The 26638-nt window shown below is 60.2% G+C and carries 21 protein-coding genes and 1 pseudogene; 5 read left to right on the forward strand and 17 right to left on the reverse strand.

Annotation, left to right across the window (positions count from 1 at the left end; all coding sequences use genetic code 11):
* Nucleotides 1-3 precede the first annotated feature (3 nt).
* The 6 genes from AWB69_RS25455 to AWB69_RS25480 form a co-directional block, all read right to left on the reverse strand.
* Complete coding sequence (locus AWB69_RS25455) at nt 4-948, reverse strand: LysR family transcriptional regulator (RefSeq protein WP_062089594.1); 945 nt, start codon at nt 946-948, stop codon at nt 4-6.
* A 142-nt stretch (nt 949-1090) separates the two neighbouring features.
* On the reverse strand, nt 1091-2239 hold the full coding sequence (locus AWB69_RS25460) for a porin (RefSeq protein WP_082913583.1): 1149 nt from the start codon (nt 2237-2239) through the stop codon (nt 1091-1093).
* Between the two features lie 400 nt (nt 2240-2639).
* Entirely contained in the window at nt 2640-3452 is an 813-nt protein-coding gene (rsmA, locus tag AWB69_RS25465) for a 16S rRNA (adenine(1518)-N(6)/adenine(1519)-N(6))-dimethyltransferase RsmA (protein ID WP_062089595.1), read from the reverse strand.
* A gap of 60 nt (nt 3453-3512) precedes the next feature.
* Complete coding sequence (gene pdxA, locus AWB69_RS25470) at nt 3513-4499, reverse strand: 4-hydroxythreonine-4-phosphate dehydrogenase PdxA (RefSeq protein WP_062089596.1); 987 nt, start codon at nt 4497-4499, stop codon at nt 3513-3515.
* An 11-nt stretch (nt 4500-4510) separates the two neighbouring features.
* The gene (locus AWB69_RS25475; protein WP_082913584.1) at nt 4511-5881 is read right to left on the reverse strand and encodes a peptidylprolyl isomerase; all 1371 of its coding nucleotides are present in this window, start codon (nt 5879-5881) and stop codon (nt 4511-4513) included.
* A 116-nt stretch (nt 5882-5997) separates the two neighbouring features.
* A complete protein-coding gene (locus AWB69_RS25480) occupies nt 5998-8376 on the reverse strand; it encodes an LPS-assembly protein LptD (RefSeq protein WP_062089598.1) in 2379 nt (792 codons plus the stop codon).
* Nucleotides 8377-8635: 259 nt separating this feature from the next.
* On the opposite strand from AWB69_RS25480, the gene AWB69_RS25485 reads away from it, so the two are divergent.
* On the forward strand, nt 8636-9670 hold the full coding sequence (locus AWB69_RS25485; RefSeq protein ID WP_062089599.1) for an aminoglycoside phosphotransferase family protein: 1035 nt from the start codon (nt 8636-8638) through the stop codon (nt 9668-9670).
* A gap of 17 nt (nt 9671-9687) precedes the next feature.
* Entirely contained in the window at nt 9688-10380 is a 693-nt protein-coding gene (gene murU, locus AWB69_RS25490) for an N-acetylmuramate alpha-1-phosphate uridylyltransferase MurU (protein WP_062089600.1), read from the forward strand.
* A 398-nt stretch (nt 10381-10778) separates the two neighbouring features.
* Here the strand turns inward: murU and AWB69_RS49595 are convergent.
* Nucleotides 10779-11054, reverse strand: a pseudogene (locus tag AWB69_RS49595) (helix-turn-helix domain-containing protein); the annotation flags it as partial.
* A complete protein-coding gene (locus AWB69_RS25500) occupies nt 11051-11386 on the reverse strand; it encodes a type II toxin-antitoxin system RelE/ParE family toxin (protein WP_062089601.1) in 336 nt (111 codons plus the stop codon). The pseudogene AWB69_RS49595 and the gene AWB69_RS25500, both read right to left, overlap by 4 nt.
* A gap of 188 nt (nt 11387-11574) precedes the next feature.
* Between AWB69_RS25500 and purB the strand changes: the two genes are divergently transcribed.
* The gene (gene purB, locus AWB69_RS25505; protein WP_062089602.1) at nt 11575-12963 is read left to right on the forward strand and encodes an adenylosuccinate lyase; all 1389 of its coding nucleotides are present in this window, start codon (nt 11575-11577) and stop codon (nt 12961-12963) included.
* A 63-nt stretch (nt 12964-13026) separates the two neighbouring features.
* On the opposite strand, the gene AWB69_RS25510 is transcribed toward purB, so the two are convergent.
* The 6 genes from AWB69_RS25510 to edd form a co-directional block, all read right to left on the reverse strand.
* The gene (locus tag AWB69_RS25510; protein WP_062089603.1) at nt 13027-13512 is read right to left on the reverse strand and encodes an Ig-like domain-containing protein; all 486 of its coding nucleotides are present in this window, start codon (nt 13510-13512) and stop codon (nt 13027-13029) included.
* Between the two features lie 326 nt (nt 13513-13838).
* On the reverse strand, nt 13839-15917 hold the full coding sequence (locus AWB69_RS25515) for an Ig-like domain-containing protein (RefSeq protein WP_062089604.1): 2079 nt from the start codon (nt 15915-15917) through the stop codon (nt 13839-13841).
* Nucleotides 15918-16531: 614 nt separating this feature from the next.
* Complete coding sequence (locus tag AWB69_RS25520; protein WP_062089605.1) at nt 16532-17026, reverse strand: gluconokinase; 495 nt, start codon at nt 17024-17026, stop codon at nt 16532-16534.
* Between the two features lie 10 nt (nt 17027-17036).
* On the reverse strand, nt 17037-18401 hold the full coding sequence (locus AWB69_RS25525; RefSeq protein WP_062089606.1) for a GntP family permease: 1365 nt from the start codon (nt 18399-18401) through the stop codon (nt 17037-17039).
* 231 nt (nt 18402-18632) lie between these two features.
* Nucleotides 18633-19268 carry a bifunctional 4-hydroxy-2-oxoglutarate aldolase/2-dehydro-3-deoxy-phosphogluconate aldolase gene (gene eda / locus AWB69_RS25530; protein ID WP_062089607.1) on the reverse strand — a complete coding sequence of 212 codons (636 nt, stop codon included), beginning with the start codon at nt 19266-19268 and terminating at the stop codon, nt 18633-18635.
* A gap of 10 nt (nt 19269-19278) precedes the next feature.
* A complete protein-coding gene (edd, locus tag AWB69_RS25535) occupies nt 19279-21129 on the reverse strand; it encodes a phosphogluconate dehydratase (RefSeq protein WP_062089608.1) in 1851 nt (616 codons plus the stop codon).
* 299 nt (nt 21130-21428) lie between these two features.
* Between edd and AWB69_RS25540 the strand changes: the two genes are divergently transcribed.
* Complete coding sequence (locus tag AWB69_RS25540; RefSeq protein WP_062089609.1) at nt 21429-22274, forward strand: MurR/RpiR family transcriptional regulator; 846 nt, start codon at nt 21429-21431, stop codon at nt 22272-22274.
* Nucleotides 22275-22403: 129 nt separating this feature from the next.
* Here the strand turns inward: AWB69_RS25540 and AWB69_RS25545 are convergent, their stop codons facing one another.
* Together AWB69_RS25545 and AWB69_RS25550 are read right to left on the reverse strand one after the other, a co-directional pair.
* Entirely contained in the window at nt 22404-24152 is a 1749-nt protein-coding gene (locus AWB69_RS25545) for a YadA family autotransporter adhesin (protein ID WP_062089610.1), read from the reverse strand.
* Entirely contained in the window at nt 24139-24678 is a 540-nt protein-coding gene (locus AWB69_RS25550) for a cysteine peptidase family C39 domain-containing protein (protein WP_062089611.1), read from the reverse strand. Before AWB69_RS25550 ends, AWB69_RS25545 begins: the two co-directional genes overlap by 14 nt.
* Before the next feature lie 616 nt (nt 24679-25294).
* On the opposite strand from AWB69_RS25550, the gene AWB69_RS25555 reads away from it, so the two are divergent.
* Nucleotides 25295-26071, forward strand: a complete 777-nt coding sequence (locus AWB69_RS25555; RefSeq protein ID WP_062089612.1) for a copper homeostasis protein CutC — start codon at nt 25295-25297, stop codon at nt 26069-26071.
* A 100-nt stretch (nt 26072-26171) separates the two neighbouring features.
* Here the strand turns inward: AWB69_RS25555 and AWB69_RS25560 are convergent, their stop codons facing one another.
* The gene (locus tag AWB69_RS25560; RefSeq protein WP_062089613.1) at nt 26172-26588 is read right to left on the reverse strand and encodes a CopD family protein; all 417 of its coding nucleotides are present in this window, start codon (nt 26586-26588) and stop codon (nt 26172-26174) included.
* Between the last annotated feature and the right edge of the window lie 50 nt (nt 26589-26638).

Raw genomic sequence — 26638 nt, forward strand, 5'->3', positions numbered from 1 at the left:
CGGCTACCGCACACGCCCGGCCGTTTGCGCGGCGCGACTGGCGTCGTTCATGATCTGCCCGGCCAGCGCGAGCGCCACGTCAACCGCCGCGGATTGCGTGCGATCCGCAAGACAAACAAGCGCGAACTGCAGTCCCAGCTTACGCGGGTGAACAATCGACACGCGCACGAGGCGATGGCCATCGGGATCTCGTTGCAGCAATGAAGCCGTGCAGAACATCACGGCATCCGAGCGCGCGACCACATCCTTCAGCACGGCGACATCGTTACATTCCAACTGCACGGGAACGGCCTCGTGCGCGCGAAATTTCAGCAGCCTGCGCAACGCGTCTTCCATAAACCCGGACAGCGGCACGGACACCAGCGGAAATTCACGCACCGCCGCGAGCGGCACCGGCGCACGCGCGAGCAACGGATGGCCGGGGCGCACGAACCAGCCACCGTCGTGACTCAGCAGGCGATGCGTAGTGATGTCTGGCGCAGCCGGCGTTTCACGACGATCGATCACGACGAAATCCACGCCCTCCGAGCGCAGGCTTTGCATCAGCACACTGGATTCGGCTATTTGCACGGATACCTTGGTGGCGGGAAACTGCCGCGCGCATTCGACCAGCAGATCCGGAAACAGGATGGCGGCGGCATAAGGCCCCATGCCAATTCTCATCTCGCCCAGCGCGTCCGTGCGAATCAACTCGACATCGCGAAAAAGACAGCGCGCTTCGAACAGCACACGCCGGGCACGCTCGACCAGCATCCGGCCGGCGGCAGTCGTTGCAACGCCGCGTGCCGCGCGGTCGAAGAGCTTGATATCGAACTCGTCTTCCAGTGCCTGGATGCTGCGGCTCAGCGCCGGCTGGCTCAGGTGAACCCGCTCGGCCGCACGCGCGAAACTGCCCTCCTCGGCGAGAGCGACCAGATGCGCGAGGCGCTGCGAATTGATCTCATGCATGATTTAAGACGGAACCCTAAATAATTGATCGCCGGTTGCGAAGGCGGGTGGTTATATCATCTCCGGCTATCACCGGGGCGTACGCAACGGCGCCCGTGGTTCACAAAGGCGGCATCCCGCGCCGGATGCCGCCGATCCTGCCTCAGAACTTGTGCCGGATCCCGGCCATCACGCCGAGCTGCGTGCTTTTCTGCGCGAGACTGACCGCGTTGACCCCTTGCAACTGCGAGCCGATCAAACCGGCCCTGTAGAGCGAATAGTCAGTTTCCAGATAAACGTCAGTGCGCTTGGACAGGTCGTAATCGGCAACCAGTTGAAACTGCCACGCCGCGCCGTCCTGCGGCTGGGTCTTGCCGGCCTGCAGCGTGCGCCAGACGTTCCCGGCGAGATGCCAGAAGCCGACTTGCTGCGTAACATCGCCAAGTATCATCGTGCGCCGCTTGAAGTCCGAGTATTTCAGCGCTGCGAGTCCTTGCGCGGTGAACGGTCCATTGGCGAAAGTGGAGTACCCCTTGTCGTTCTGATTGACGAGATAACCCAGCGCGAAACGCGTCTTGTCCCACGTGTACGAACCGCCGAAGGTCCATGCTTTACCGTTGCTGCCGTTGATGGAATCCTTGGTCTCCTTGTACGCTCCGCCGAGCGTGAACGGGCCGTTCGCGGGTGCGTAGGCCGCGGCTACGCCGTATTGAGAGCCGTACGCCATACGGCCGGCGTTGCCGCTGAACGAATAGGCTGTCGAGACGCGGAAGTCCTTGTACCTGCCGTGATACTGGACCTGGTTGCTGCTCCAGATGCCGCCGGTCATGGTGACTTCGGGCTGGAAGTTGAAGTCGGACGGAATCCACGGATTGCTGGAGTAGCCGCCCATCACGACCCCTTCGATCATCACGTTGTACTGACGGCCCAATACGAGATGCCCATAAGTGGATGATTGCAGCCCGATCTGCGCTTCATTGAAGAAGGGCATGGACGGGTCGCTCTGGCCGTTGTTCAGGAGGAAACGGTTTTCGAGCTTGAAGGTGGTCGACCAGCCGCCGCCCAGGTCTTCCACGCCCTTGATACCCCAACGGCTCTCGCTCAAGCCGCCCGGGCCCATCAGGAAGCGGCCGTTGCCGGCGGTGTCCGCCTTCGACAGATAACGCACGCTCGTGTCGGCAATGCCGTAGAGCGTGACGCTGGATTGTGCTTCGCTGGTTTCGCAGGCAAACGCGGCGGGCAGCAATGCGCAACTGACCTTCCACCATTTTCCCGGCTTGCCATGGGTTCTCCGTTGTCCCGACTTGTTCATACGTCTCCTCGTGATGTCGTCATGCGACGATCAGGCTTGGCCTGTATCGCCACGAATCAAAGAAGCCGTTGTGTGTCTCCGATACACCCGCGCCATGCCGCTGAAGCGGCTGCCCTTCATAAGGGTCTGCTGCGCTTTTGAGCCGCTAATTTGAGACTAAGGAGGGGATTAACTCCAGTGCATTCCTTGCATCGTGAAGATGCAGAAGCCGCATGGGAGCAAGGAGAAAAGAGATCGCGCGGTTCGCGTCAACGAACCCGGAATTTAGAGATAGAAAAGAGGAGATGAGCAGCAACAGGCGCGATAGCAAGCCGATAGAACCGCCCTGGCGCGACCAGCGCGGCACGCCTATGCGGTCGGCCATGCATGCGCCCGAACCCGCCTGCGGCCTCAAAAACGGCTACTGCGCCGCCTTCACCACCTGCGCCAGTTTCACGAATTCGGCCACGGGCACTTCTTCCGCACGCCGCGAAAGATCAAATCCCAGCGCATCGAAATCCACGCGATCACGGTATACGCCCAACGTATTACGCATCATCTTGCGGCGTTGCGAAAACGCCGCCAGCACGACTTCGCCGAGCACCTTGTCATCGACATCAGGCAGCTCATGCGGCGCATACGGAATCATCCGCACGATGGCGGAATTCACCTTCGGCGGAGGGTTGAACGATTCGGGCGGGACATCGATGAGTTTCTCGATGGAATACCGGTACTGCAGCATCACCGTCAGCCGGCCAAAATCCTTGTTGCCCGGCTCGGCGATCATCCGGTCCACCACTTCATCCTGCAGCATGAAATGCTGGTCGATGACTTTCGGCGCGAACGTGGTCAGATGAAACAGCAGCGGACTGGAAATGTTGTACGGCAAATTCCCGACAATCCGCAGGGACGGTTTTTCACCTTCCAGCGCGAGCGAACCAAAGTCGAACGCGAGCGCGTCGCCGGCATGCAGCGCCAGCAGGTTGCCAAACCGCTTCTCAAGCCGGCCAATCAAATCGCGATCCAGCTCGACTGCGTGCAGCGGCGACTCCGGCGTGGAGAGCCGTTCGATCAGCGGCGCGGTGAGCGCCGCGAGGCCCGGTCCGATCTCGACCATGCGTTCGCCACGCTTCGGCGCGATGGTGTCCACGATCGAATCGATCACGCCTTGATCGACGAGGAAGTTCTGCCCGAAGCGCTTGCGCGCGAAGTGGCCCTGGTGCTTGATGGACATCGGAGAAGCCGATTAAAACCGCAATGAAAAGGGAACAGACAAGGAATGAGGCAAAAGCAATCAGGCTGCGCGACGGTGGCGCGCCATGGCGACGGCTGTATCGATGGCAACCATCAGGCTGCCCGGATCCGCGCGGCCCGTGCCGGCCAGATCGAGCGCGGTGCCATGGTCGACCGAGGTGCGGATGATCGGCAGCCCCAGCGTAATGTTGATGCCTTCGCCGAACGTCGCGAATTTCAGGACCGGCAAACCCTGGTCGTGGAACATTGCGAGCACGCAATCGGCGTCTTTGAGATAACGCGGCTGGAACAAGGTATCCGCCGGATAGGGACCGGGAGCATCAATGCCCAGCGCGCGCGCTTGCAGAAGCGCGGGCGTGATGACATCGATTTCCTCGCGGCCCAGGTAACCGTTTTCGCCCGCGTGCGGGTTGAGCCCGGTGACCAGGATGCGCGGCTTCGGCAGACCGAACAGCGCTTTCAGGTCGGAATCGATAATGCTCAGCGTCTCGACAATCCCATCCACCGTCAACGCTGCCGACACGTCCTTCAGCGGCAGATGCGTAGTGGCGAGCGCGACGCGCAGCGGCCGGTCGCCCATGCCCGCGAGCATCATGACAACGCGCGGTGTATGCGTACGTTCGGCGAGATATTCGGTGTGGCCGGTGAAGGGAACGCCGGCGTCGTTGATAGTGCTTTTTTGCAGCGGTGCGGTGACGATAGCGTCGAAACGGCCGCTCATCGCCCCGTCTATGGCTGTATCGAGCAGGCCCAGCACGTAACGGCCATTGGCGGCGTTCAGCTTGCCCGCGGTCACCGGAACACCCAGCGCGTGATGCTCGATATCGATCGCAGCGCCAGTAGAAAGCCACGAGGACGAACCAGCCCGCTCAGCCATCAGCTCGCGGTCACCCAGCACGGTAAACCGCACCGACGGCCACCGCTCAGCCGCATCAGCCAGCGCCGCCACCGTCAACTCGGGTCCCACCCCCGCCGGTTCCCCGGTGGTGATGGCGATCGACAATGGGGACTGGCTCGCTGCGTTCATCTCGCGAAACCTTACTGGTTCAGCGCTTGCTGAGCCGCAACACCCTTGTACTGCACGTAAGCGGTGTCGCGCAGTTCACGCAGCCAGTCGGAATACGCTTGCTCGGCCTTGCGCTGGCCAATCGCCTGACGCGCCGTGTCCAGTTGCTGCTGTACGGAACCTTCCGCGTCGCGGCGTGCCAGCACCTGGATCAGGTGATAACCGTACTCGCTGCGAACCGGATCGCTGACCTGGCCGTCTTTCAGGTTGTTCATGGCGCGCTCGAATTCCGGCACGGTTTCACCCGGGCTGATCCAGCCGAGATCCCCGCCCTGCGACGCTGAACCGTCCTGCGAATAGGTCCGCGCGAAGTTGGCGAAGTCACCGCCCTTCTCAACGTCACTCTTGATATCGAGCAGCTTCTGACGGGCGGCCGCCTCGGACACGCCGTCGGCTACGCGCAGCAAAATGTGCCGGACGTGGGTTTGCACGAGCTTGGGTGCATCAGCAGCCTGGCCCTGGCCTGTGCGGCGCTCCACCAGCTTGATGATCTCAAAACCGCCGTCGGTGCGAATCAGTTGCGGATTCACCTCGTTCGGGCGGAGCGAAGCAACCGCGCTCACAATGGAAGCCGGCAACGAAGCCTGCGTGCGGAAACCGAGGTCCCCGCCCTTGGGCGCGTCAGTATCCTGCGAATTGTTTTTCGCCAGCTTGGTGAAATCCGTTCCGCTTTGCGCATCTTTCAGCACGGCCTCGGCCTTCGCCTGGATAGCGGCAATATCGGCCTGTGACGCGTTGTCCGGCACCTTGAACATGATGTGCTGGAGATGCAGGTCGTTCGACTGGCGGGCGTTCGGTCCACGCTGGCTGGCAACGTAGTTGGCCACTTCGCCGTCCGACACCGTGATCTTGCTGTCCACCTCTTTCTCACGCAGTTTCGACAGCGTCAGCTCGGTGCGGGCATCGCGCTGGAAGGTCGACCAGGGCACCCCTTGCGCCTCAATGCGCGCGCGGTACACATCAAGCGTCATCTGGTTTTGCTGCGCGAGGCGCTCGAGCGTGCGTTGCACGGTGGCGTCGTCAACAGTGATGTTGTCTTCCTTCGCCTTCTGCAACTGAATCCGCTCGATCACCATCTGGTCGAGCACCTGGCGTTGCAATTGATCCGCGGGCGGAACCGGCGCGTTCTGCTGTTGCAGGCGGCGCACGATCAGACCCGTGCGGTCGGCGAGTTCGCGTTCCGTGATCACATCGTTGTTCACCACCGCGACGACAGAGTCCGCAATCTGCGCGCCGCCCGCCGTTGTCGCGGGCGACAGCGCCTGAGCGTGCGCGGCCGGGCCGGCCAGTAAAGCTGCGGCGAAAACACCTGCCGCGAACATTGCGCACTTCAACTTGTTCATGTTTGACACAGATACTCCATCGATTGCGGCCGGTGACCGACCCTATTGCCTGTTGCCCTGTTACCTGCGGCGTGCTTCACATATTCCGGCACATATTCCGGCACACACCCGCACGCTCATTCGTAATTCGTGTAACGCGCGAGCGGTGGGGCCGGCGGCGGTGGCGGCGTGTAACCGTTGACGCCGGCGCGGAACGCCGAGGTCAGGCCATTATCGACGTTCGCCAGGCCTTTGAACGTCATTTGGGCGAGAACGCGCGTCCCGGCAGTGTTACTTCCGGTGCTGGTGATACCGTTTGCGTAACGCTGCACGCCGATGCCGAGCGTCCAGCAGTCGGCATCGTACTGGAAGCCCAGCAGCCCGTCGACGAGACGATGGCCCGCCAGATCGTAGTTCACCCGGGCGACGCTATAAATGTGTCGCGACAGTGGCCATTGTGCCGAAACCAGAATCTGGTTGATCGGCGAGGTGGACAGCGTGGTCTCGTTCGCCCGCGTGTACCGATAGCCAATATTGATGACTTCGCGCGCCGCCGGGCTGAACCCGAAACCGACGCTCGAACGCACCAGCTGGTTGTTATCCGCATTATATTGGAACGCCGTTTCCTGTGAAAAACCAGCGCCCAGCTTGAAGGACGCGCCCAGGATCAGGTCCGAGTGCTTTGCCTGGTCGAGCGCCTGGCCTTGCGTGATCGTGACGCGCTGCGGCTGGAAATAATACTGCTGCGCGATCACAAAACGCGCGCGCTCGTCGCCCGTCGCCGGGTTGATGAAGCGCGTGGTCAGGCCTGCCGTCACGCGGTTGGCGTCGGCAATACGGTCATTACCCGCATACGTGTTCGGCGTGTAGATTTCAGCGAGGCTGAAGTCCGACTGGCCGGTGTCGAAAATGGGGGCGAAGTCCTGATTGCGGAACGGCGTGTACACGTAATACAGGCGCGGCTCCAGGGTCTGGATGTAATCCTGCCCGAAGATGCGCACCGAGCGGTCGAACACGAGGCCGGTGTCGAAGCTGACCGTGGGGATGGATTCCGTCAGGCTCTTCGGCTGGCCTGCGGGCACGGCGTTGGCCCCACTGCCGAGCTGGCTCAGGTCATACGACGCGAAGTGATACTGGATCTTCGGCGTGACGAAATAACCCGGCCCGGTGACGCTGTAGCTCAGGTACGGGTTAAAAACAACGCGCTGGCCTTCCGTGGAGTCCGCAATGGTGGTCGTAAAGCGCGTGTAGTCCGCTTCCGCGCCGTAGTCGAACCCGCCGACGTTGTACTTGTTGTACAGCACGTTCAACTGCGGCTCGCGAGCGTACGGCGAGGTTGCCGGCGGCAATACCTGCCAGCGCTGCTCGTGCGCGAGAATGGACCACGGTCCGTTGTTGTATGTGACCCCTACTTCCTGCTGATACAGCACCTGCGTACCGTTGATGATCTGGTTCGAGGCGTTGCCCAGGTCTTCCGGATACTGATTGTCCGAGACCTTGTTGTAGTTGATGTAGGCGCCGAACCCGCCACCGAAGTTCTGCTGGTGCTGGATGTAGATCGCATAGCGGTTCGTATGCGTCTGCATGTCCTGCGGCAGGAATTCGCCGGTGATCGTGCCCGAATAAGTCGGCGACAAATACCGGAACGTCGACTGGATCTGAATGCCGCGCCGCGTCATCAGGCGCGGCGTGACCACCAGGTCGCGATTCGGCGCGATATTGAAGTAGTACGGCAGCGAAACTTCAAAACCGGTGGTTGAATTCAGCGACACCGTGGGCGGCAAGATGCCGCTGCGCCGTTCGCTGGTCAGCGGGAACGACAGCCACGGGCTCGCGAACACCGGAAAGCCCTGGAAAAACAGCACGCCGTTGTGCGCGACGCCTTCGCTTGCGCCGGTATCGAAGTCGAACGACGTACCCTTGATGTACCAGGCGGGGTCGGTCTCGCATGAACACGCCGTGTACGTGCCCGACGTAACGTGCGTCTGTTCGTCATTGAGCAGGTCCGCGCGTGCCCCGCTGCCCGACCCGTTCGAGAGATTGAAGCGGTACTTCGGGTTCGTCATGTAACCCTCGCTCGCCTCAACCCGCAAGTGCGCCTCCGGGCCAATGAATGCATTGCCGTTGCTGAAGATCCTGACACTGCCGTAAGCATCGGCCATGTCGGTGTCCTGGTCGTAATGCAGCGCATCCGACTTGATCACCGAGACATTGCGGCGCAATTCGGCCGAACCCTTCGCAGCCATGTCCCGGTCGGCCGTGCCCGTGGTGTGGTCGCCGAGGACGAATGTGGCCGGCTGGTCGCCCTGGCGCAGCGGCCGCTCTTCGAGTTGCGGCGCGAGCCGCAGGCTCCAGGGGTCGCCTAGCGGCTGCGAGTCGGCTGCCGCGCCCGCTAGCTGCGCATGTGCGAGCGCGGGCATGAGACCCGGCACTGCTATCAGGGCCGCGAACAGCCGCCGCCTGCGTGGCCGCGCTTCGCGCAATGGAACTGGTTTGGAAAACTGTCGTGGCGGCATGTTTGAGTGCTGTTCAATCGCGTCACGCTCCGCGCTCGACGAGAGCGCCCGGGCACAGCCACCGGAACTCGCGCCACCGGAGTTGACGGTTCGCTGCGAACGAAAATGAATCGATCGATGGATGATACGGGCGGCTGTCGTACCCTTCAGTAGCCAACGATACCGTTGTGGCCTGCCAAAGGCTTCGCGCCGGGCGCAAACGGAATGCTTAAAAAAGTCGTGGGGTATTATATGGCAAGACGTTTCACCCCTCGAGTTTATGACGCCCTCATCCAACGATTTCCCGGATTTTCGCCTTACCCAGCTTCACGAATGGCTGCAAACCCTGGCCACGCGGTATCGGCTGGACCTTTCCACGCTTGAAGCCGCTTCGGCCGATGCCAGTTTCCGGCGCTATTTCCGGTTGACCGCCGACTGCGACGCCGGCAAGACGCTGATCGCCGTCGACGCCCCCCCGCCCGAGAAGTGCCGCGAGTTCGTGCAGGTCGCCGGGTTGCTGCGCGCGGCCGGCGTGCACGTGCCGCAGATCCTGGAAACGGATTTCGATACCGGTTTCATGCTGGTAACCGATCTGGGCACGACCACGTATCTCTCCGTCCTCGATGAAAAGAACGCCCGGCCGCTGATGCGCTCGGCCATTGATACATTGATCAGGTTCCAGGTGACCTCGCGTGAAGGCGTGCTGCCTTCGTTCGACGAAGCGTTCCTCCGCCGCGAAATGGAGCTGATGCCGGAGTGGTTCGTGGCGAAGCATCTGGGCCACACGCTGGACGCGGCTGAACGCAAGGTGCTCGACGATACCTTCAACGCGCTCGTTGAAAGCGCGTTGGCCCAACCGCAGGTCTTCATGCTGCGCGATTTCATGCCGCGCAACCTGATGGTCAGCGAGCCGAATCCCGGCGTGCTTGATTTCCAGGACGCGGTGTACGGGCCGCTGACGTATGACATCGCTTCGTTGCTGCGCGATGCGTTCGTTAGCTGGGAAGAGGAATTCGAACTCGATTGCTTCGTTTATTACTGGGAAGGCGCGCGCAAGGCCGGATTGCCGGTGAACGAGGATTTCGGCGAGTTTTACCGGCAAATCGAGTGGATGGGATTGCAGCGGCATATCAAGGTGCTCGGGCTGTTCGCGCGGATTTATCACCGCGATGGGAAGCCGGTGTATCTCGCTGATTTGCCTAGGTTCATTGGCTATGCGCGGAAGGTTTCCGAGCGGTATCGGCCATTGCGGCCGTTTGCGCGGCTGCTGGATACGCTGGAAGGGCGCGCGGTTGACGTGGGTTACACGTTTTGAGCGCCTTGAACGTAGCGATGATCTTCGCCGCCGGGCGCGGCGAGCGCATGCGTCCGCGGACGGATTCGTGCCCGAAGCCCTTGCTTGCAGTTGGCGGGAAACCGCTGATCGTGTGGCAAATTGAACGGCTTGCTGCCGCGGGCTTCAAGACGATTGTCATTAATCACGCATGGCTTGGACGGATGTTTCACTCCAAGCTCGGCGATGGCTCGCGCTGGGGCGTTGAAATCCGCTACTCGCACGAGATGCACGCGCTTGAGACGGCCGGTGGAATTGCCAAGGCTTTGCCGCTGCTCGAGAAAGACGGTGAAGCTACGGTTTTCGCAGCAGTCAGTGGCGACGTGTTCTGCGAGTTCGACTACGCACGGCTGCACGAACGCGCCGCGAAGATGGCGCTGCAAGACGAACCCGCGATGCATCTGGTCATGGTGCCGAATCCGCCGTTTCATACTCTGGGTGATTTCGCGCTCACGGCTGAAGGCACGCTTTCCCTCGATGGCTCGACGCGCTACACCTTCGGCAATATCGGCTTATATGACACGCGCATGTTTCGCGATCTCGCTCCGGAAACGCGACGCGCATTGACGCCGTACTATCGCGAGACCATTGCGGCCGGGCGCGCTACAGGCGAGTTATATGAAGGGCGATGGGAGAACGTTGGTACGCCGAAGCAGCTGGAGGAGTTGGATCGAGTTATTCGGGGCAGATGAGCGCGCATTAACCCGATGCGAAATCCGCATCTGGAACAATCAGTCCCGTAATTTGGCTGCTCGCGGCTGTTCGGCCCGATCCGGGAGCGTCAGCCCCCCGGTCGGCCAAAGCGGCGAAGCGCTGATGGACACGGCTGCCGAAACCCGCGGTGTCGTTCGCACTGGCCGACCCAACAGGCGGAAGCACTCCATCAATTAGAGCTAGAGTCCTACCCAAGGTGTGAGCGCGATGGACTTTTCGACTAATGCGCATGGGCGTCCGCCTTAACTCCGCTCTTATTGCGCCGCGCGGGAGCCTTTGTTGCCGGCTTGTCCGCCGCCGGCTTTTTGGCCGTTGCTGCATGCTTCCCGCCTGCCGCCGTCTTGACGCTCTTGGTGCCAGCACTGCGTTTGACAGGCGCGTCCAATACGCGGATCTCAATACGCATGTTCGCCGCCGCCGCCATATTTACCAATGCATCAAGCGCGAACAAATTGATCTTGCCGCGCATAAGGTCGGACACGCGCGGCTGGGTGACGCCGAAACACGTTGCGGCCTGTGCCTGGCTCATTTCAGCACGAACGATATGATCCTTGATCGCCATCATCAATACGGACCGAAGCTTCATGTTTTCGGCTTGTTCCGGCGTGTCCTCAATGGCGTCCCACACGCTCAGGAATGTTTGGTTACTCATCGCTTCACCTCCTTCAATTCGCGGTAGCGCTTGGTGGCTAAATCGAGATCTGCCTTGCTGGTCCTCTGAGTCTTTTTCTGGAAGCAATGAAGCACATAAACCGCATCGGCTAACTTTGCTAAATAAATAATCCGGAACGCGCCACTTGCGTCCCGAATCCGAATCTCCCGCACCCCTTGGCCGACCGTGTTCATTGGCTTCCAGTCGTCGGGGTCCCGTCCGCGCTGGACCTGATCGAGCTGATGTCCGGCGTCACGCCGCGCCAACAGTGGAAACTCGCGTAAATCCTCCAGGGAGCCACCACAGAACTTGATCCGTTTTGCATCGACCATGACATAAATTATACAAATTTTTGTATCAACAGGCAATCGTCGCAGATCGCACTGGTAAGCGCAACCTGTGAAGCACCTCGTCCTTTCAAATCGCGCTCGATTACCCGATCCGGGCGCCCGCCAGCCACCCGCTCGTCAAATGGTAAAATCCGCTTCTCCTTTCGTCTCACTGCGCGGTTGCCCCCACCATGTCCGATACCCGTCCCGATACCCTCTTCGCGCTCACCGCGCTTTCCCCGCTCGACGGCCGCTACGCCGCCAAAACGGAAGCATTGCGCGAATGGCTGTCCGAATACGCGTTCATGAAGCATCGCGTGAAGGTGGAAATTCACTGGCTGATCGCGCTGTCGCAAGCCGGATTCGATGAAGTCCCGCCCTTCTCCGAGGCTTCCGAAGACTTCCTGCTCCAGCTCGCCGAGCGCTTTACCGCCCACGACGCCGCGCGCATCAAGGACATCGAAAAGGTTACGAATCACGACGTCAAGGCCGTTGAATACTGGCTCAAGGAGTCGGTGAAGGGTCAGCCGGAACTCGAGCGCGCGAGTGAGTTCATCCACTTCGCGTGCACGTCGGAAGACATCAACAACACCTCGCACGGCATGATGATCGCCGGGGCCCGCGAGCACGTAATCCTGCCCGCGCTGCGCGCCGTTCACGATCGGCTCGTCAAGCTCGCCCACGCGCACGCGGCGCAACCCATGCTCTCGCGCACGCACGGGCAGCCGGCCAGCCCGACCACGCTCGGCAAGGAAATGGCGAACGTTGCGGCGCGGTTGCAGGGCGCCATTGAACGGATTGCGGAAGTGCCGGTTCTCGGCAAGATGAACGGCGCCGTGGGTAACTTCAATGCGCATCTCTCGGCGTATCCGGAGTTCGACTGGGAAGAATTCGCTGAAGGTGTGGTCGAAGACCGGTTGAAGCTGACGTTCAATCCGTACACCATTCAGATTGAACCGCACGACTACATGGCCGAGATGTTCGACGCCATATCACGCGCCAACACCATTCTTCTCGATCTGGATCGCGATATCTGGGGTTATATCTGCGTCGGCTATTTCAAGCAGCGGACGAAGGCGGGTGAAATCGGTTCATCGACGATGCCGCATAAGGTCAATCCTATCGACTTCGAGAACTCGGAAGGCAATCTTGGCATGGCGAACGCAATGCTGCGCCATCTCGCCGATAAGCTCCCCGTTTCCCGCTGGCAACGCGACCTCACGGATTCCACCGTACTGCGAAATATTGGCGTGGCGTTCGGGTATTCACTGCTGTCCTATGACTCGCTGATTCGCGGACTGGACAAGCTCGAAGTAAATGCGGCGCGGTTGAATGAAGACCTGGACAACTGCTGGGAAGTGCTGGCCGAACCGGTGCAAACCGTCATGCGCCGCTACGGCGTGGAAAATCCCTACGAGCAATTGAAGGAACTCACACGCGGCAAGGGCATCACGCGCGAAGGCTTGCAGACGTTTATCAGCGGCCTCGCCATTCCCGACGACGCCAAGAAACTCCTGCTTGCGATGACACCGGGGTCCTATGTTGGGAAGGCTATCGAACTGGCGCAGCGGATCAAATAACACGCCGGTTTAAACCGCCTGTGCAAAAGCCGCTCGAGTCGATGATCGAGCGGCTTTTCTATTTCATGGATGAATCCGCATCGCGCCGGACGCGGTGTCGGTTTGCTCGGCAATCGCGCCGCGCGCCGAACGCGCGGTAAAAGGGTTGTGAGGGAAATACGGTGTTGCAGCTTCGGCCGCGCCGCGGTTCAGCCAGGATGCACCGACAGGGGAAACATTCGCGTCGTTGGGCGCTTCTGCCATTTCCGGCGCCTGCACGGTGATGGCGAAATAACCCGTGGTAGTGCTTGCACCATAGTCACCAACCTGAATTGCAGATAAGTCGTGGATACCGTCAAAAAGCGGCGTGGTGAGCTGCAACGACCAGCCGCCGTGTCCGTTGGCTGACGCCACCCCGAGCAACGCCGTTCCGTCGTAAACATCGACGGTTGCAAACGGGTCCGATATTCCCGTAATCAGCGGCTTTTCGCTCTCGATAAAACCGCCCTCCGGCATGCCGCCCACCTCTGTAATTACCGCCTTCGCGCTAACAACCACGTCAGAAGCCATTTTTACGAATCCTTTTCCAAATCAAGAATCAACGAGGCGTTTCATTGAGTTGTGTGCAACTTCATTAATACGGATATCGAATCAAATAACCGAAACAAACACGTGGATGTGAATGCCGGCCAACGATTCCGCAATCACCAAGTTAGCGAAGTACGTCCCGCCGATCCACCGGAATATTGAAATAGGGTATTGCGGGTTTGGAAGAAATTCTGCAGCGGATATTGGTGTGGCACAAAGCAGAAAGCCGCGCCAGTTTCCCGGAACGGCTTTCTGTCCAACTTCACATAACCGGCTTTCTCCAAAGGGCGAAAACCGGCTTCACGCCATTAATGCACGGCGATCTGCACGCCCTGCTGAACCAGCAACTCCGTATGTGCGCCGGAGTGTTCGTACACGTTGTACGTGACACCGCCCACTTGCGTGGTGCCGTGCTGCTCCCACTCGCCTTCGGCCAGACCCGCGATATGCGAGTTCGACAGGTCCACCACGTCGCCTTCCTTGCCCTGCACCATCATCTGCTGCTTGCCGTCCTGCTGGAACAGGTCGGTTTCGCCCAAGTTCAGCACGTCGGTCAGTGAGAGCTTCAACGTGTTCGAATGGCTTGAGGTGCCCGCCGGGTTTGTCTCGATCACGTAGATGTCGTGCGCGCCCGGCGTCAGGTCCGGCGAGGGCCTGAACGTCCAGTCGCCGTTACCATCCACCGTGGTCGAGCCGATCATCGTCGGGCCGTCGTACACCGTGATGATGTCGCCCGGCGTGCCCTTGCCGCTGATGTCCGGATGCGGATCGTTCGTGGGCACGTTGGGCGCAATGATCGCGCCACTGCCGTCCGTGATGACGGGTGCAGACGGTGTGGCCGGCGTGCTCGTGTCGACCTTGAAGCTGATATCCGCGGAGTGCGGGCTCGTACCACCCGCATTCGTTTCCGTCGCGTACAGGTCGTGCGCTCCGTTGGCCAGCGCCGCGTTCGGCTGCACACTCCACGTGCCGTCTCCCTTCACCACGGTCGAGCCGATCAACGTCGCGCCGTCGTACAGCTTGATCACGTCGCCTGCCGTGCCCTTGCCGTTGAGCGTGGGGCGCGGGTCGTCCGTTGTCATGCCGTTCGTGATCGGACCCGTGATCGCTCCTACAGCGTCGATCAACCCTGTGATCTCCGGCGCCACGGGCGCCACAGGAACATTCGTGTCCACCGTGAACGCGAACGAATTGGAATGGGCGCTCTGCGTTCCTGCTGCGTTCACAGTCACCGCGTACAGGTTGTGCGTGCCGTCTGCCAACGCCACGCCCGGCGTGAGGCTCCACAAACCGTTCCGGTCAACCGTAGCTTGTCCCACAACGGTCGCACCGTCGTAGACGACGATCTTGTCGCCCACCATGTCGCCAGTACCCTTGATCACCGGACGCGGGTCGTCGGTCGTGCCATTGAACGGAATGGGACCCGTGATCGGGCCTACGTTGTCGGTCAGCGATTCAATGGTCGGCGAGGCCGGCACGCTCGTGTCGATCTCGATGTTGGTCGAGGGCGAATGCGCGCTCGGTGTGCCCGCGGCATTCGTTTCCGTCACGTTGATGTTGTGCGTGCCGTCGGACAGGTCCGGCGACGGCGTGAACGACCAGTTCCCGTTGCCGTCCACCTTGGTCGAGCCGATCACCGTGTTGCCGTCGTACACCGTGATGATGTCGCCGGCTACGCCCTTGCCGTCGATGTGCGGATGCGCGTCGTTCGTCGGCACGCCCGGCACAATTGCCGCGCCGCTGTCGTCAGTGACGGTCGGCGCAGAAGGTGTGGCCGGCACGCTCGTGTCGATAGTGACGCTCTTGTGATCCGACTGCGGGCTTGGCACGCCGGCCGGGCTCGTGTCAACCACATAAAGGTCGTGCGTGCCGTTGGACAGGTCCGTCGTCGGCTTGACCTTCCACTGGCCGTCCGGCCCGATGGTGGCTGAACCAACCGGTGTGTTGCCGTCGTACAGGGCGATCGTATCGCCCGCCACGCCCGTGCCGTTGATCCACGGGTGCGCGTCGTTTGTCGGGTCTGTCAGTGCATGGCCCTGGTCGTCTGTCATGCCGTTGATCACCGGCTTGGGGGGCACAACCGGTGCGCTCGCCGGAATGATCACCGACATCGGAGTGGACGCGGAGCCGAAGTTGCCGTCGCTGCCCACGTCGATGGCTGTGAACGAGTGGTTGCCGCCCTTGAGGCTCGCCGGCACGGTGAAGGTCCACGTGCCGTTCGCCGCTACGGTGGCGGTGCCGATCATGCGCACGCCGTCGTACACGTTGACGTAGGTGCCGGCGGCGGCCGTGCCGTTGATCACCGGTTGCGCACTGTTCGCTGTACCGCCGCCGATTGCGCCGCCTACTGATGTAACGACTGCTTTAGAAGCAAATATAGTCGCCATTTCTTTATACCTTGTGTTACTGAGAGATCGACGAGACCTGGAACCCGCGCAATAACGAAGAATTCATACGGCCCCGGCCAAGTACCGCGAAGAAGTTGCTGGCGCGTGATGCGCAGACTTCCCGCGAGAACGGCGATTCTGATTGCGGAACCCGTTACGACATACGGGAAAAATCCTAATTACATGGATATCCCGCCATACCCCGCCGCAATTCACGAAACGGCGTTCCAGCGCCCGGAGGCGACTAAGACCGCGCCCCAAAAACGTCTTACTCCGAGCGCACGCAGGTTTCGGATGCGCGTTCGCTTGATACCGTCCAGGTAGTGGGACAAAGAACTCAAACTAACCCAGCAGGGAAGCGTTCGAACACTGTATTTATAAGGATTCCTTTTCATGATTCGAGACGAGCATGACCGGACACGGCAAAATATTTGACAATACGTTTGCGACAGCGCTTCACGTTATAGAAAAGCAAAAGACCGGTCCAGCTTGACGCTGAAACGGTCTTTTTCTTTAATGCGATAGCAGATTAACGTGTGAATCCGTGACTATTCAGACATTCGCACGTTTCGCTATTTACCTTGATCGGAACTCTCTCAAATGGCTTATTAAAGTCAGCGATCCTTCACCTCATTCAACACCTTGTCCACAATCTGCTCCGGCGTGAGCGCAATATCCACCTCTATAGCTTCATCCGGACCGGGCGGCTCCAGCGTATCAAGCTGACTCTGCAGCAGCGCCGGATCGAAGAAATGGCCCGTGCGTGTCTTGATCCGCTCCCTCAACAACTCCGGCGTTCCCTTCAGATAAACAAACGTCACGTCCTTGTCGCCTTTGCGAAGAATATCTCGATACACGTGCTTCAACGCCGAGCACGCATACACGTGGGTGGTGCCGTCGGCCTGCTTTTCTTCTATCGATACCCGAATGGCCGCAAGCCAAGGCCAGCGGTCTTCGTCCGTCAGCGGAATGCCCTTGTGCATCTTGTCCTTGTTCGCCTGGCTATGAAAACTGTCGGCATCGGCGAAATCGCACTTCAGCCGTTCAGCCAGCATTTCGCCGATTGTCGTCTTGCCACAACCGGATACGCCCATCGCGATCAATATCATTGAAATCTCCTTACACGACCGTCGCGAGCGCGAAAGTCAAACCCAAACCCATGATTGAAATGATCGTCTCGCACAGCGACCACGTCTTGAATGTCTGGCCAACCGTCATGCCGAAATACTCCTTCACCAGCCAGAAACCGCCGTCGTTCACGTGCGAGAAGATCAACGACCCGCAACCCGTCGCGAGCACCAGCAATTCCGGGCTCACGCTGCCGCCGGCTGCCGCCGCTATTGGCGCGACAATGCCGCAGGCGGTGGTCATTGCCACCGTCGCGGAACCCGTCGCGAGGCGAATCAGCGCCGCGACGAACCAGCCGAGCAGCAGCGGCGACAAATGCGCGGCCGATGCCGACGTCACAAGCTGCTGGGAAATCCCGCTCTCGCGCAACACGTTGCCGAACCCGCCGCCCGCGCCCACGATCAACGTAATACCCGCAATAGGCGCCAGGCACTCGCCGCAAAACTTCTGGATCTGCTCACGATTGAAACCACGCGACGCACCGAAACTCCAGAAGCTGAACAGCACCGCGATCAACAACGCAACGTCCGAGTTGCCGACGAAATGCAGCAGGTCGTTAGCAAGCGTTTTCGGCGTGGAGACCAGGTCGGCCCAACTGCCGATCAGCATCAGGATCACCGGCAGCAAGATGGTGAACAACGTGATGCCGAAACCCGGCAGTTCGCGCGGTGCGTCGCCTTCCTTGTGTGAATCGACGAATTGAGCCGCGAGCGGATTATGCTCGGGAAGCTTGATGGTCTTGTGGATCAGCAGCGCGAACAGCGGACCGGCGACAATCGCTGTGGGGATGCCGACAATCAGCCCATACACAATCGTCCGGCCAATATCCGCGTGATACGCCTGCACGGCGAGCATGGCGGCCGGGTGCGGCGGAATCAGGCCGTGTACTACAGAGAGCCCGGCGACCATTGGCAAGCCGATCAGCAACAGCGATTTACCCGTGCGCTTCGCGACGTTGAACGCAATCGGAATCAGCAGCACGAAGCCCACTTCGAAAAACACCGGCAAGCCAACAATGATTGCCACGAACAGCATGGCCCAGTGAATGTTCTTCTCGCCGAACCAGCTGATCAGCGTATTCGCAATGCGTTCGGCGCCGCCCGATTCGGCCATCATCTTGCCGAGCATGGTGCCCAGACCCACCACGATCGCTATGTGCCCAAGCGTGTTGCCATTGCCGGTTTCGAAGGCCTTGACGATCTTGTCCATCGGCATGCCGGCGGCCAGCCCGAGCAGCAACGAAACAATGATCAGGACGAGAAACGGGTACACCTTGTATCGCGTAATGAGCAAGATCAGCAGACCAATCGCGATAACCCCGTACACCAGCAACATGCTGCCGTGGACTGGCTCCATGAAGTGCCTCCCTCAACTGTTGACGTTATTTTTTCGTCCGCTGCGGCCGTTGTCGCCAGCTTGGTGTTTTACCGTGGCTTGTCCGGCCGGGCGGATGATCGAGTGTTGAAACGGGATTTTACTTGCAGCGTCCGAAACGCGCGCAGTAAGCGTTCCCGATAGCGCAAAGAAAAAGCCTCCGCGGTGAGACCCGGGGAGGCTTTTCAATGAAGAGATACAACGGCAGGGTTTCTACGCCCTTGCCGGCGCCAGCGTACTCGCAGCGCGTGCAAGGCGCGTGACTTCTTCCCAGTTTTGCGCGCTGAGCGCGGCTTTCGGCGTGAGCCACGAACCGCCTACGCAGACTACATTCGGCAGCGCGAGGAAAGTGGGCGCAATTTCTGCGGTAATGCCGCCCGTCGGACAGAACTTCAAGGTCGGGAACGGACCATTGAGCGCTTGCAGCATGGCCACCCCGCCCGCCTGTTGCGCCGGGAACAGTTTCACGATTTCGTAACCGAGTTCCATCGCGTTGATGATGTCGGTCGGCGTCATCACGCCGGGCAGGAGCGGCAGGCCGGCATCGAGCGACGCCAGGTGAATCTCCTTCGTCAATCCCGGCGACACACCGAATTGCGCGCCCGCTTTTTTCGCCTGCGCGCAGTGCTCGGGTTTGGTGATCGTGCCAACGCCCACCACAATGTCGTCCGCCAGATGACTCGCCCGTTCAATGGCCGCGAGCCCCGCCGCCGTGCGCAGCGTGATTTCCAGCACCTTCACACCGCCCGCGTGCAGCGCGCGCGACACGTTTTCGCCCTGCTCCACCGACTCGAACGCGAGGACCGGAATGACCGGCCCGAGCCGCACGATTTCGCTTACCGTTTTCATGTACTGCTCCTTATAGGTTGTGGGGGGCTTCGCCCACCATCGGCCCGAAAACCGATGCGCCCAGTTCAGCCGGCATTGCCGCGCTGCGGAATACGCCGAACAGCTCGCGTCCGAAACCGACTTCATTGCCGGCCTGATGTTTCGGCTGCCCGACTTCGCGGGCGGCCCATTCCTGCTCGTCAATCTCGACGTCGAGCACACCCTTGTTTGCGTCGATGACAATCATGTCGCCCGTGCGAACCTTGCCTATGGGGCCATGCAGCAGCGCTTCCGGCGAGATATGGATCACAGCAGGAACCTTGCCCGACGCGCCCGACATGCGCCCGTCCGTCACCAGCGCAACGTGGAAACCCTGATCCTGCAACACGCCCAGAAGCGGCGTCAACCGGTGCAACTCCGGCATTCCGTTCGCCCGCGCGCCCTGGAATCGCACGATGGCGACGAAATCGCGCTTGAGCTCGCCGTTATCGAACGCTTCCTGCACTTCCTCCTGCGATTCGAACACAATAGCCGGCGCCTTCACATGCCGATGCGCCTCTGCCACCGCCGAGATCTTGATCACGCCACGGCCAAGCTTGCCCTGCATCAGGCGCAAACCGCCATCCGGCGCGAACGGTTCCTTGTGGCTGCGCAGCACTTTGGTGTCGTGGCTGGTTTCGCTGCCGTCGACCCATTGCAGCTTGCCATCGATCAGTTTCGGTTCGCGCGTGTAGTGCTTCAGGCCCTTGCCCGCGACAGTCGTCACGTCTTCGTGCAGCAGGCCGGCCTGAAGCAGGTCGCGCACCAGGTACGCAACGCCGCCCGCCGCGTGGAAATGGTTCACGTCGGCCTTGCCGTTCGGATAGATCCGCGCGGTCAGGGGTACGGCTTGCGAGAGTTCATCGAAGTCATTCCAGTCGATCACAATGCCCGCCGCCCGCGCGATTGCCACCAGATGCAACGTGTGATTGGTGGAGCCGCCCGTTGCCAGCAACGCAACAATGCCGTTCACAATCGCTTTTTCATCGACAACATGGCCAACCGGCGTGTAATGCCCCCGATCCACGGTCAGTTCCAGCACGCGCTTCGCGGCTTCGGCGGTGAGCGCGTCTCGCAACGGCGTATGCGGGTGGATAAATGCAGAACCCGGCAAATGCAGGCCCATGACTTCCATCAGCATCTGGTTGCTATTGGCAGTGCCGTAGAACGTGCACGTGCCGTGGCCGTGGTAAGCCGCCGCCTCAGCTTCCAGCAGCGCGTTGCGGTCGCAGGCGCCGGTCGCGAATTGCTGGCGGACCTTGGCTTTGTCGTCGTTCGTGAGACCGCTGGTCATCGGGCCGGCGGGGACGAAAATGGTCGGAAGATGGCCGAACTGCAGCGCGCCGATCAGCAAGCCCGGAACGATCTTGTCGCAAATGCCGAGGCACAAGGCGGCATCGAACATGTTGTGGGTCAATGCGACGGCGGTGCTCATTGCAATCACTTCGCGCGAGAACAGCGACAGTTCCATGCCCGCGTTGCCTTGCGTGACGCCGTCGCACATAGCCGGCACGCCGCCAGCGAATTGCGCCACGCCGCCCGCTTCGCGGGCGGCGTGCTTGATGATGTCAGGGTAATTCTTGAAAGGCGCGTGCGCGGAAAGCATCTCGTTATAAGACGAAACGATGCCGATATTCGGCTCGCGCACCGCCTTGATCGAGATTTTTTCCTGGCCTTCCAGGCCGGCAAAACCATGCGCGAGGTTTGCGCATGACAGCGCGCCGCGGGCGGGAAAATGACCTTGCGCGCCGTCAATACGCGCCAGGTACGCCGAACGCGTCGGCTTGCTGCGCTCGATCACGCGCTGGGTGACTTTATTCAAATGTGAATGCGGGGAAACCATCGAAACTCCTTCGGCTCGTTGCAGCGAGCGGGCGGTTGACGCCGGGTTGAACGGTCGCGGGGACGGGGAAGTTTTGTTTTTCAAGCGTTCCCGAATCACGAGTACGAATTCTAGTAGAAAAACTACACGAATTCCATCTAGAAAACCCTTATTTTGCTTAGAAATCTTATGTGATGGCTTACTTTGCGTGCTTGCTCAGGTCGCCCGAAACACTATGAATCGCAAAATATCATGTAGTTTTTGTACATTTCGATCAATCGGCTATAGTCCACGCATTTCCAGCATAGGCGAGATTCCCGATGTTGCTGTCCCAAGTCGAAGCAATGCGCGAGCAGTTGCGCCCCTCCGAGCGCAAGCTCGCTGACTACGTGCTGGAGGCGCCGCGCGAAGTGCTGGACATGGCCATGACGGACTTTGCGAAGCGCGCAGGCGTCAGCCAGCCGACGATTGCGCGGTTCTGCCAAGCGCTGGGTTTTTCGGGATTCCGCGAGTTCAAGATCCGGCTGGCGCAGAGCATTGCGTCCGTTGTTCCCGCACCGGCCGTGTTCCGCGATGTCCGCGCCGATGAACCCGCCGCCGGCGTCGCGGCGAAAGTGCTCGACCGGACCATTGGCGCGTTGCTGCAGGTGCGCAATAGTTTGTCATCGGATAGCGTGGCGGCGGCTATTGCACTGCTGGCCGAAGCGCGGCGGATCGAGTTTTACGGCGCAGGCGGATCGGGAATTGCCGCACTCGATATCCAGCACAAGTTCTTCAGGCTCGGCGTGCCGAGCGTCGCGTATTCCGATCCGCATACGTATACAACATCCGCTGCGCTGCTGGGCGCGGGGGATGTGGTGGTGGTGATATCGAACACGGGGCGCACGCGCGACATACTGGATGCGGTGAAATCGGCGCTGGACAGCGGCGCGAAGGTCATCGCGATCACGCATGGAAATTCACCGTTGGCGCGTTTGGCGAGCGTGGGGTTGTTCGCGAACGTTGATGAAGACACCGACATTTTTTCGCCGATGACATCGCGGGTATCGCATCTGGCAATCGGCGATATTTTGGCGGTGGGCGTGGCGCTGGCGCGCGGGCCGGAGTTTGCGGAGAGGCTGGCTGAGGCGAAGGGCGTGTTGGATAGACGGCGGGTGGGGAATTAGCTGGCTTGGGTTTCACGCCGCAAAAAAAAGCGGGTTCTTCCGAAGAAGAACCCGCTTTGCATTTTAGAAAACCTTTTCTTCGAAAAACCCGGTTCTTGCGAACCGGATTTCTCTCAGATCAGACTTCGATTACCACTGGTACGAAGCACCAGCACCAACCGTCGTACCCGCTGCAGACCAACCCGCGCCAACGCGCACCTTGATGTTCTGCGTGATACGAGCCGTACCGCCAAGGGCCGTTGCTGCATAGCCCTGGAACGTACCGCCACCAATACCGATCGACAGCGTCTTGTTCGCGTCAACGTCCGGGATCATGGTCAGCGCCGTGGCTGCCGCAATACCGCTGTACGCCTTACGAGCAATACCGCCCATTGCCGAGTTCATCTGGTTCAGGTTGACTGCATCCGTACCCTTCGTACCGGCAGCCACGTTCGTCACCTGACGCTCCTTGCCTTCGGAACCCATCGAAACGCTGTTGTCACGATCAGCAACCGAACCTGCGCCCAATGCCACTGCGTTGTTAGCCGGTGCCGAAGCGCCGTTGCCCATTGCGATGGAGTCCTTACCGCTGGCGTTCGAGTTACCGCCGATAGCGATCGTGCCGTCACCCGTGCCGCTCGCACCACCACCAATCACAACAGCGTGATCGCCGGAGGCCGAAGCCTTGTCACCCATGGCAATTGCGTCACTGCCAGTGGCCGATGCTGCTGCAGCCGGTGTGCCAGGGGCGCCATCAACACCGTTGATACCGTTGACGCCGATGCTCGTAGAACCCGTTGTCGCGATGTTCTTCACCGACGTTTCCAACGTTGAAACACGTGCGTTCGTCTGGTTCAACTGATTGCCCGTTACTGCGTCCGTGCTGCCATCTGCTACGTTGCCATCCGTCAGGCCGCTAAGCTTGGCCGTACCACCGCTCGTCGAAGCAAGCGTCAGCTGATCATGCGCCGCTGAGTCGTATGCCACTGCGTTCGGCGTTGCAACTCCACCACCTGCGGTGATGTTGTTCACCGTGGTCTGCAGTTCCGTCAGGCTGTTCGTGTTGTTCGTAACACGGCCGTCGATGTTGGTGATTGCATCACCCATGTTATGCACGGTGTTGCCACCAACATTGAACGACGGTTGCGTGATCGAACCATCCGGATTGACCGCAGCACCGCCACCGATCGCCGTCGCCAAGCCACTTGCAGCGTTGTACAACTGCGTACCGTTGATCGCGTCGAAGCTTGCCGAGCTAACGTTACCGGCAGCTACACCGGTGATCCTGCGAGCACCTGCCGTACCGGTCATGTCGACCACGGTACCACCCGACAAAGAGCCGACCTTGATGTCACCAGATGCAGCGTCCTGAATCACCAGACCGTTGCCGGTTTCACCCGTGATCGTGGCAACCGTGGTCTTCAGGTCCGTCAAGCTGCTGTCAACCTTGGTGAACGCATCGCCAGCGTTGTGAACCGTTGAACCCTGGATCGAGTAGGTCGGGCCAGTTACATTACCCGCCGCATCAACCGCTGCTCCGCCGCCCAAACCAGCAACGACCGGCTTCAAATGGCTGAGGTTCACCGCCGACGTGTCCTTCGTTCCTGCCGAGACACTGGTCAGTTCACGCGTCGCGCCAGAGGTGCTTGCAAAGTTGACATGCGTGCCATCCGTTGCGCCGCCAACCAACAGGTCAGCACCAGCAGCAGCTTGGGTGATCAGAGTCGAACCGCCACCGCCTGTTCCTGCTGCTGCGATTGCTGTCGTCATCTGACCCAGGTTCACCGCGTCCGTGGTCGTGGTACCAGCAGCCACGTTCACGATCTTGCGCTCCTTACCCTTCGCACCGACCGACACCACGTTGTCCTGCGAGCCATCGCTGCCGTTACCCAGGATCACGCTGTTGTTGCCGATTGCAGCCGAGCCGGCCTTGGCGCCAACCCGTGTAGTTCGCCTTCAACTGGCTCACGCCGATCGCGACGACTCTCGAGCCCGCTTCCGGAAGCACCACGAGGTAGGCGGCTTCCATTTCATCCTGGGCCGGCTGCTCGCCTTCCTTGATTTCAGCCGCGGGCTTGATGAGCTTGACGTCGGTCGGCGAACGGCCGATCAGCACACAGCCGCCGTGATCCTTGCGGAACAACACGACAGGCAGCAGCATGGGCGACACTTCGTGCGGTTGGCGTTCGATTACGCCGACCGAAAAGCCGGACTGTTCCATCGCGAGCTGCGCCTGTTTCGGCGTTATGAATCGTCCCGCGGGCAGGCCCGACAGCATGGACGCCTCGCTGGTCGGTTTGCCGTGGTAGGCAGCCATCCAGATGAGGCTTTGCAGCAAGGTGTCGTCAACCTTCGTCGATAGCGCCAATGCGTCGCCGCCGTCCGGTTGAATGGGCGTTATCGCGCCCGGTACTTCATTTTTCATGGCATTTGACTGTTGAGCGTCCGGGAGGGGAGGCTTCCTGGCCTCCGGACCGGCCGGGGTGGATACGTCGTTCGAAACGACGCGGAACGATTCGTCGCGGAATGCATTTATTTCAGCGCGTGCATTATCTGCATCGGCTCGGACGTGGAAAATCGGAAACGTCTTAAATACAAACAGAGAAAGGAATCCGTAATTGCAACTCTGCGCACTGGTTTAATGCGATGAGTTGATTCTCGGCATCGAGGCCTCGGAGAACCATGAGAAACGTCCTAATTAAACGGATGCCGCATAGGGGGAATCGGCCCGGTTTTAGCAGGCAGAATCAGGGACTTACGAGGCGGGAGCGAGCAGCGGCTGGGTTTGAGACGTGGAGATCAAATGCGAAAATGCCAGCGATTTAGATCGACGTTTTGGTTATTGAAAGATATTGAAGTGAATTGAAGCTGCCTTATATCGGTCTGGAGGGAGCTGAAGGGCACTAAGGCCAGACCCTCCTGGCGTATTAAACAGTACTTGTCAAAATGCGCATTTTCGCAAACCACGATACAGCTCAGGCGACCAGGTGAGGCTCTGTGCTTTAAGCTACCCGGCTTGACTTCATCGGAAAGATTCATCCATGACCGTACCCCCACTTCTGCTGGAAATCTGTGCCGGTTCCGTTACCTCTTGCCTGGCGGCGCAAGAAGGCGGCGCAGGCCGTGTGGAGTTTTGCGACAACTTGCTGGAAGGCGGCACCACGCCGTCTTACGGCGCCATAGCGAGCGCCCGGGACAAACTGTCAATAGCATTGAACGTGATCATCCGGCCGCGCGGTGGCGACTTTCTCTATTCAGATGTCGAATTCGACGTGATGGAGCGCGACGTTTTCGCCTGTAAAAAGCTCGGCGTGGACGGCGTGGTGATCGGGCTGCTCACCGCCGATGGCGACATCGATTTGACCCGAACCAAACGTCTGGTCGAACTGGCCGCGCCCATGCCGGTTACTTTTCATCGCGCGTTTGATGTAGCGCATGATCCGTTCAAAGCGCTGGAAGACATTATCCTTGCCGGCTGCAACCGCCTTCTTACCTCAGGTCAGGAAGCGAACGCGCTGGAAGGTCGAGTGCTGATCGGGAAGCTGCGCGAGGCGGCTGAGAGCAGGCTCGTGGTCATGCCCGGCTCGGGCGTACGGCTGAACAATATTGCGCAACTGGTCGCTGAAACGGGCTGCGTCGAATACCACACTTCTGGCCACGCGCCCTTTGCCAGCCGCATGCGCTACCGCAATGAGCGCGTGAAAATGGGCGGTCCGGGGCAGGATGAATACGCGATCGTGGAGACCTCGGCGGATCTGGTGAAACAGGTCATCGCCGAGATGAATGCAAGCTGGGAGCGCCTGCATTGTGCAGGCTGATAGTGTGGCGAGACGCCCGCCAAGTGTCGCCATGCTATAGACCATCGGATGTGAAAACGCCGGCGCCTGGAGCGCCGGCGTTTCGTCTGCCGCAACATGCTTAGAACGGCTTGATAACCACCAAAAGCGTTGCGCCCAGCAGCCCGAGCACCGGCAACTCGTTGAACATGCGATACCACTTGTCCGAACGCGTATTCTCGCCGCGCTGAAACCGGCGCAGCAGAACACCGCAGTACGCGTGATAAATGATGATGAGCACCACAATGCCGAGCTTTGCGTGCATCCACCCCTGGCCCTGGCCAATGCCCACGACCAGCAGCAGCCACAACCCGCACGCAAGCGCCGGCACGGCGATGAACGTCATGAAGCGGAACAGCTTGCGCGCCATGACCAGCAAGCGGGCGGTAGCCGCCGACTCGGTTTCCATCGCGAGATTGACGAAGATGCGCGGCAGGTAGAACAGGCCGGCGAACCACGAAGCGACTAATACTATGTGGAGGGATTTGATCCAGAGCATTGGAATGGCGGTCTCGCTTATTGTCGTTGCTTGTTGGCGTTACTTGTCGT

Source organism: Caballeronia udeis (assembly GCF_001544555.2).
Taxonomy (GTDB): Bacteria; Pseudomonadota; Gammaproteobacteria; order Burkholderiales; family Burkholderiaceae; genus Caballeronia; species Caballeronia udeis.

What these genes read in the sequence shown, in the direction of transcription:
- AWB69_RS25525 (WP_062089606.1), bottom strand. Translation starts at nt 18,401, where the DNA reads ATGGAGCCAGTCCACGGCAGCATGTTGCTGGTGTACGGGGTTATCGCG.
- AWB69_RS25540 (WP_062089609.1), top strand. Translation starts at nt 21,429, where the DNA reads ATGTTGCTGTCCCAAGTCGAAGCAATGCGCGAGCAGTTGCGCCCCTCC.
- eda (WP_062089607.1), bottom strand. Translation starts at nt 19,268, where the DNA reads ATGAAAACGGTAAGCGAAATCGTGCGGCTCGGGCCGGTCATTCCGGTC.
- AWB69_RS25455 (WP_062089594.1), bottom strand. Translation starts at nt 948, where the DNA reads ATGCATGAGATCAATTCGCAGCGCCTCGCGCATCTGGTCGCTCTCGCC.
- murU (WP_062089600.1), top strand. Translation starts at nt 9,688, where the DNA reads ATGATCTTCGCCGCCGGGCGCGGCGAGCGCATGCGTCCGCGGACGGAT.
- AWB69_RS25515 (WP_062089604.1), bottom strand. Translation starts at nt 15,917, where the DNA reads ATGGCGACTATATTTGCTTCTAAAGCAGTCGTTACATCAGTAGGCGGC.
- AWB69_RS25550 (WP_062089611.1), bottom strand. Translation starts at nt 24,678, where the DNA reads ATGAAAAATGAAGTACCGGGCGCGATAACGCCCATTCAACCGGACGGC.
- AWB69_RS25480 (WP_062089598.1), bottom strand. Translation starts at nt 8,376, where the DNA reads ATGCCGCCACGACAGTTTTCCAAACCAGTTCCATTGCGCGAAGCGCGG.
- AWB69_RS25485 (WP_062089599.1), top strand. Translation starts at nt 8,636, where the DNA reads ATGACGCCCTCATCCAACGATTTCCCGGATTTTCGCCTTACCCAGCTT.
- purB (WP_062089602.1), top strand. Translation starts at nt 11,575, where the DNA reads ATGTCCGATACCCGTCCCGATACCCTCTTCGCGCTCACCGCGCTTTCC.
- AWB69_RS25560 (WP_062089613.1), bottom strand. Translation starts at nt 26,588, where the DNA reads ATGCTCTGGATCAAATCCCTCCACATAGTATTAGTCGCTTCGTGGTTC.
- rsmA (WP_062089595.1), bottom strand. Translation starts at nt 3,452, where the DNA reads ATGTCCATCAAGCACCAGGGCCACTTCGCGCGCAAGCGCTTCGGGCAG.
- AWB69_RS25475 (WP_082913584.1), bottom strand. Translation starts at nt 5,881, where the DNA reads ATGAACAAGTTGAAGTGCGCAATGTTCGCGGCAGGTGTTTTCGCCGCA.
- AWB69_RS25510 (WP_062089603.1), bottom strand. Translation starts at nt 13,512, where the DNA reads ATGGCTTCTGACGTGGTTGTTAGCGCGAAGGCGGTAATTACAGAGGTG.
- pdxA (WP_062089596.1), bottom strand. Translation starts at nt 4,499, where the DNA reads ATGAACGCAGCGAGCCAGTCCCCATTGTCGATCGCCATCACCACCGGG.
- AWB69_RS25520 (WP_062089605.1), bottom strand. Translation starts at nt 17,026, where the DNA reads ATGATATTGATCGCGATGGGCGTATCCGGTTGTGGCAAGACGACAATC.
- AWB69_RS25460 (WP_082913583.1), bottom strand. Translation starts at nt 2,239, where the DNA reads ATGAACAAGTCGGGACAACGGAGAACCCATGGCAAGCCGGGAAAATGG.
- edd (WP_062089608.1), bottom strand. Translation starts at nt 21,129, where the DNA reads ATGGTTTCCCCGCATTCACATTTGAATAAAGTCACCCAGCGCGTGATC.
- AWB69_RS25500 (WP_062089601.1), bottom strand. Translation starts at nt 11,386, where the DNA reads ATGGTCGATGCAAAACGGATCAAGTTCTGTGGTGGCTCCCTGGAGGAT.
- AWB69_RS25555 (WP_062089612.1), top strand. Translation starts at nt 25,295, where the DNA reads ATGACCGTACCCCCACTTCTGCTGGAAATCTGTGCCGGTTCCGTTACC.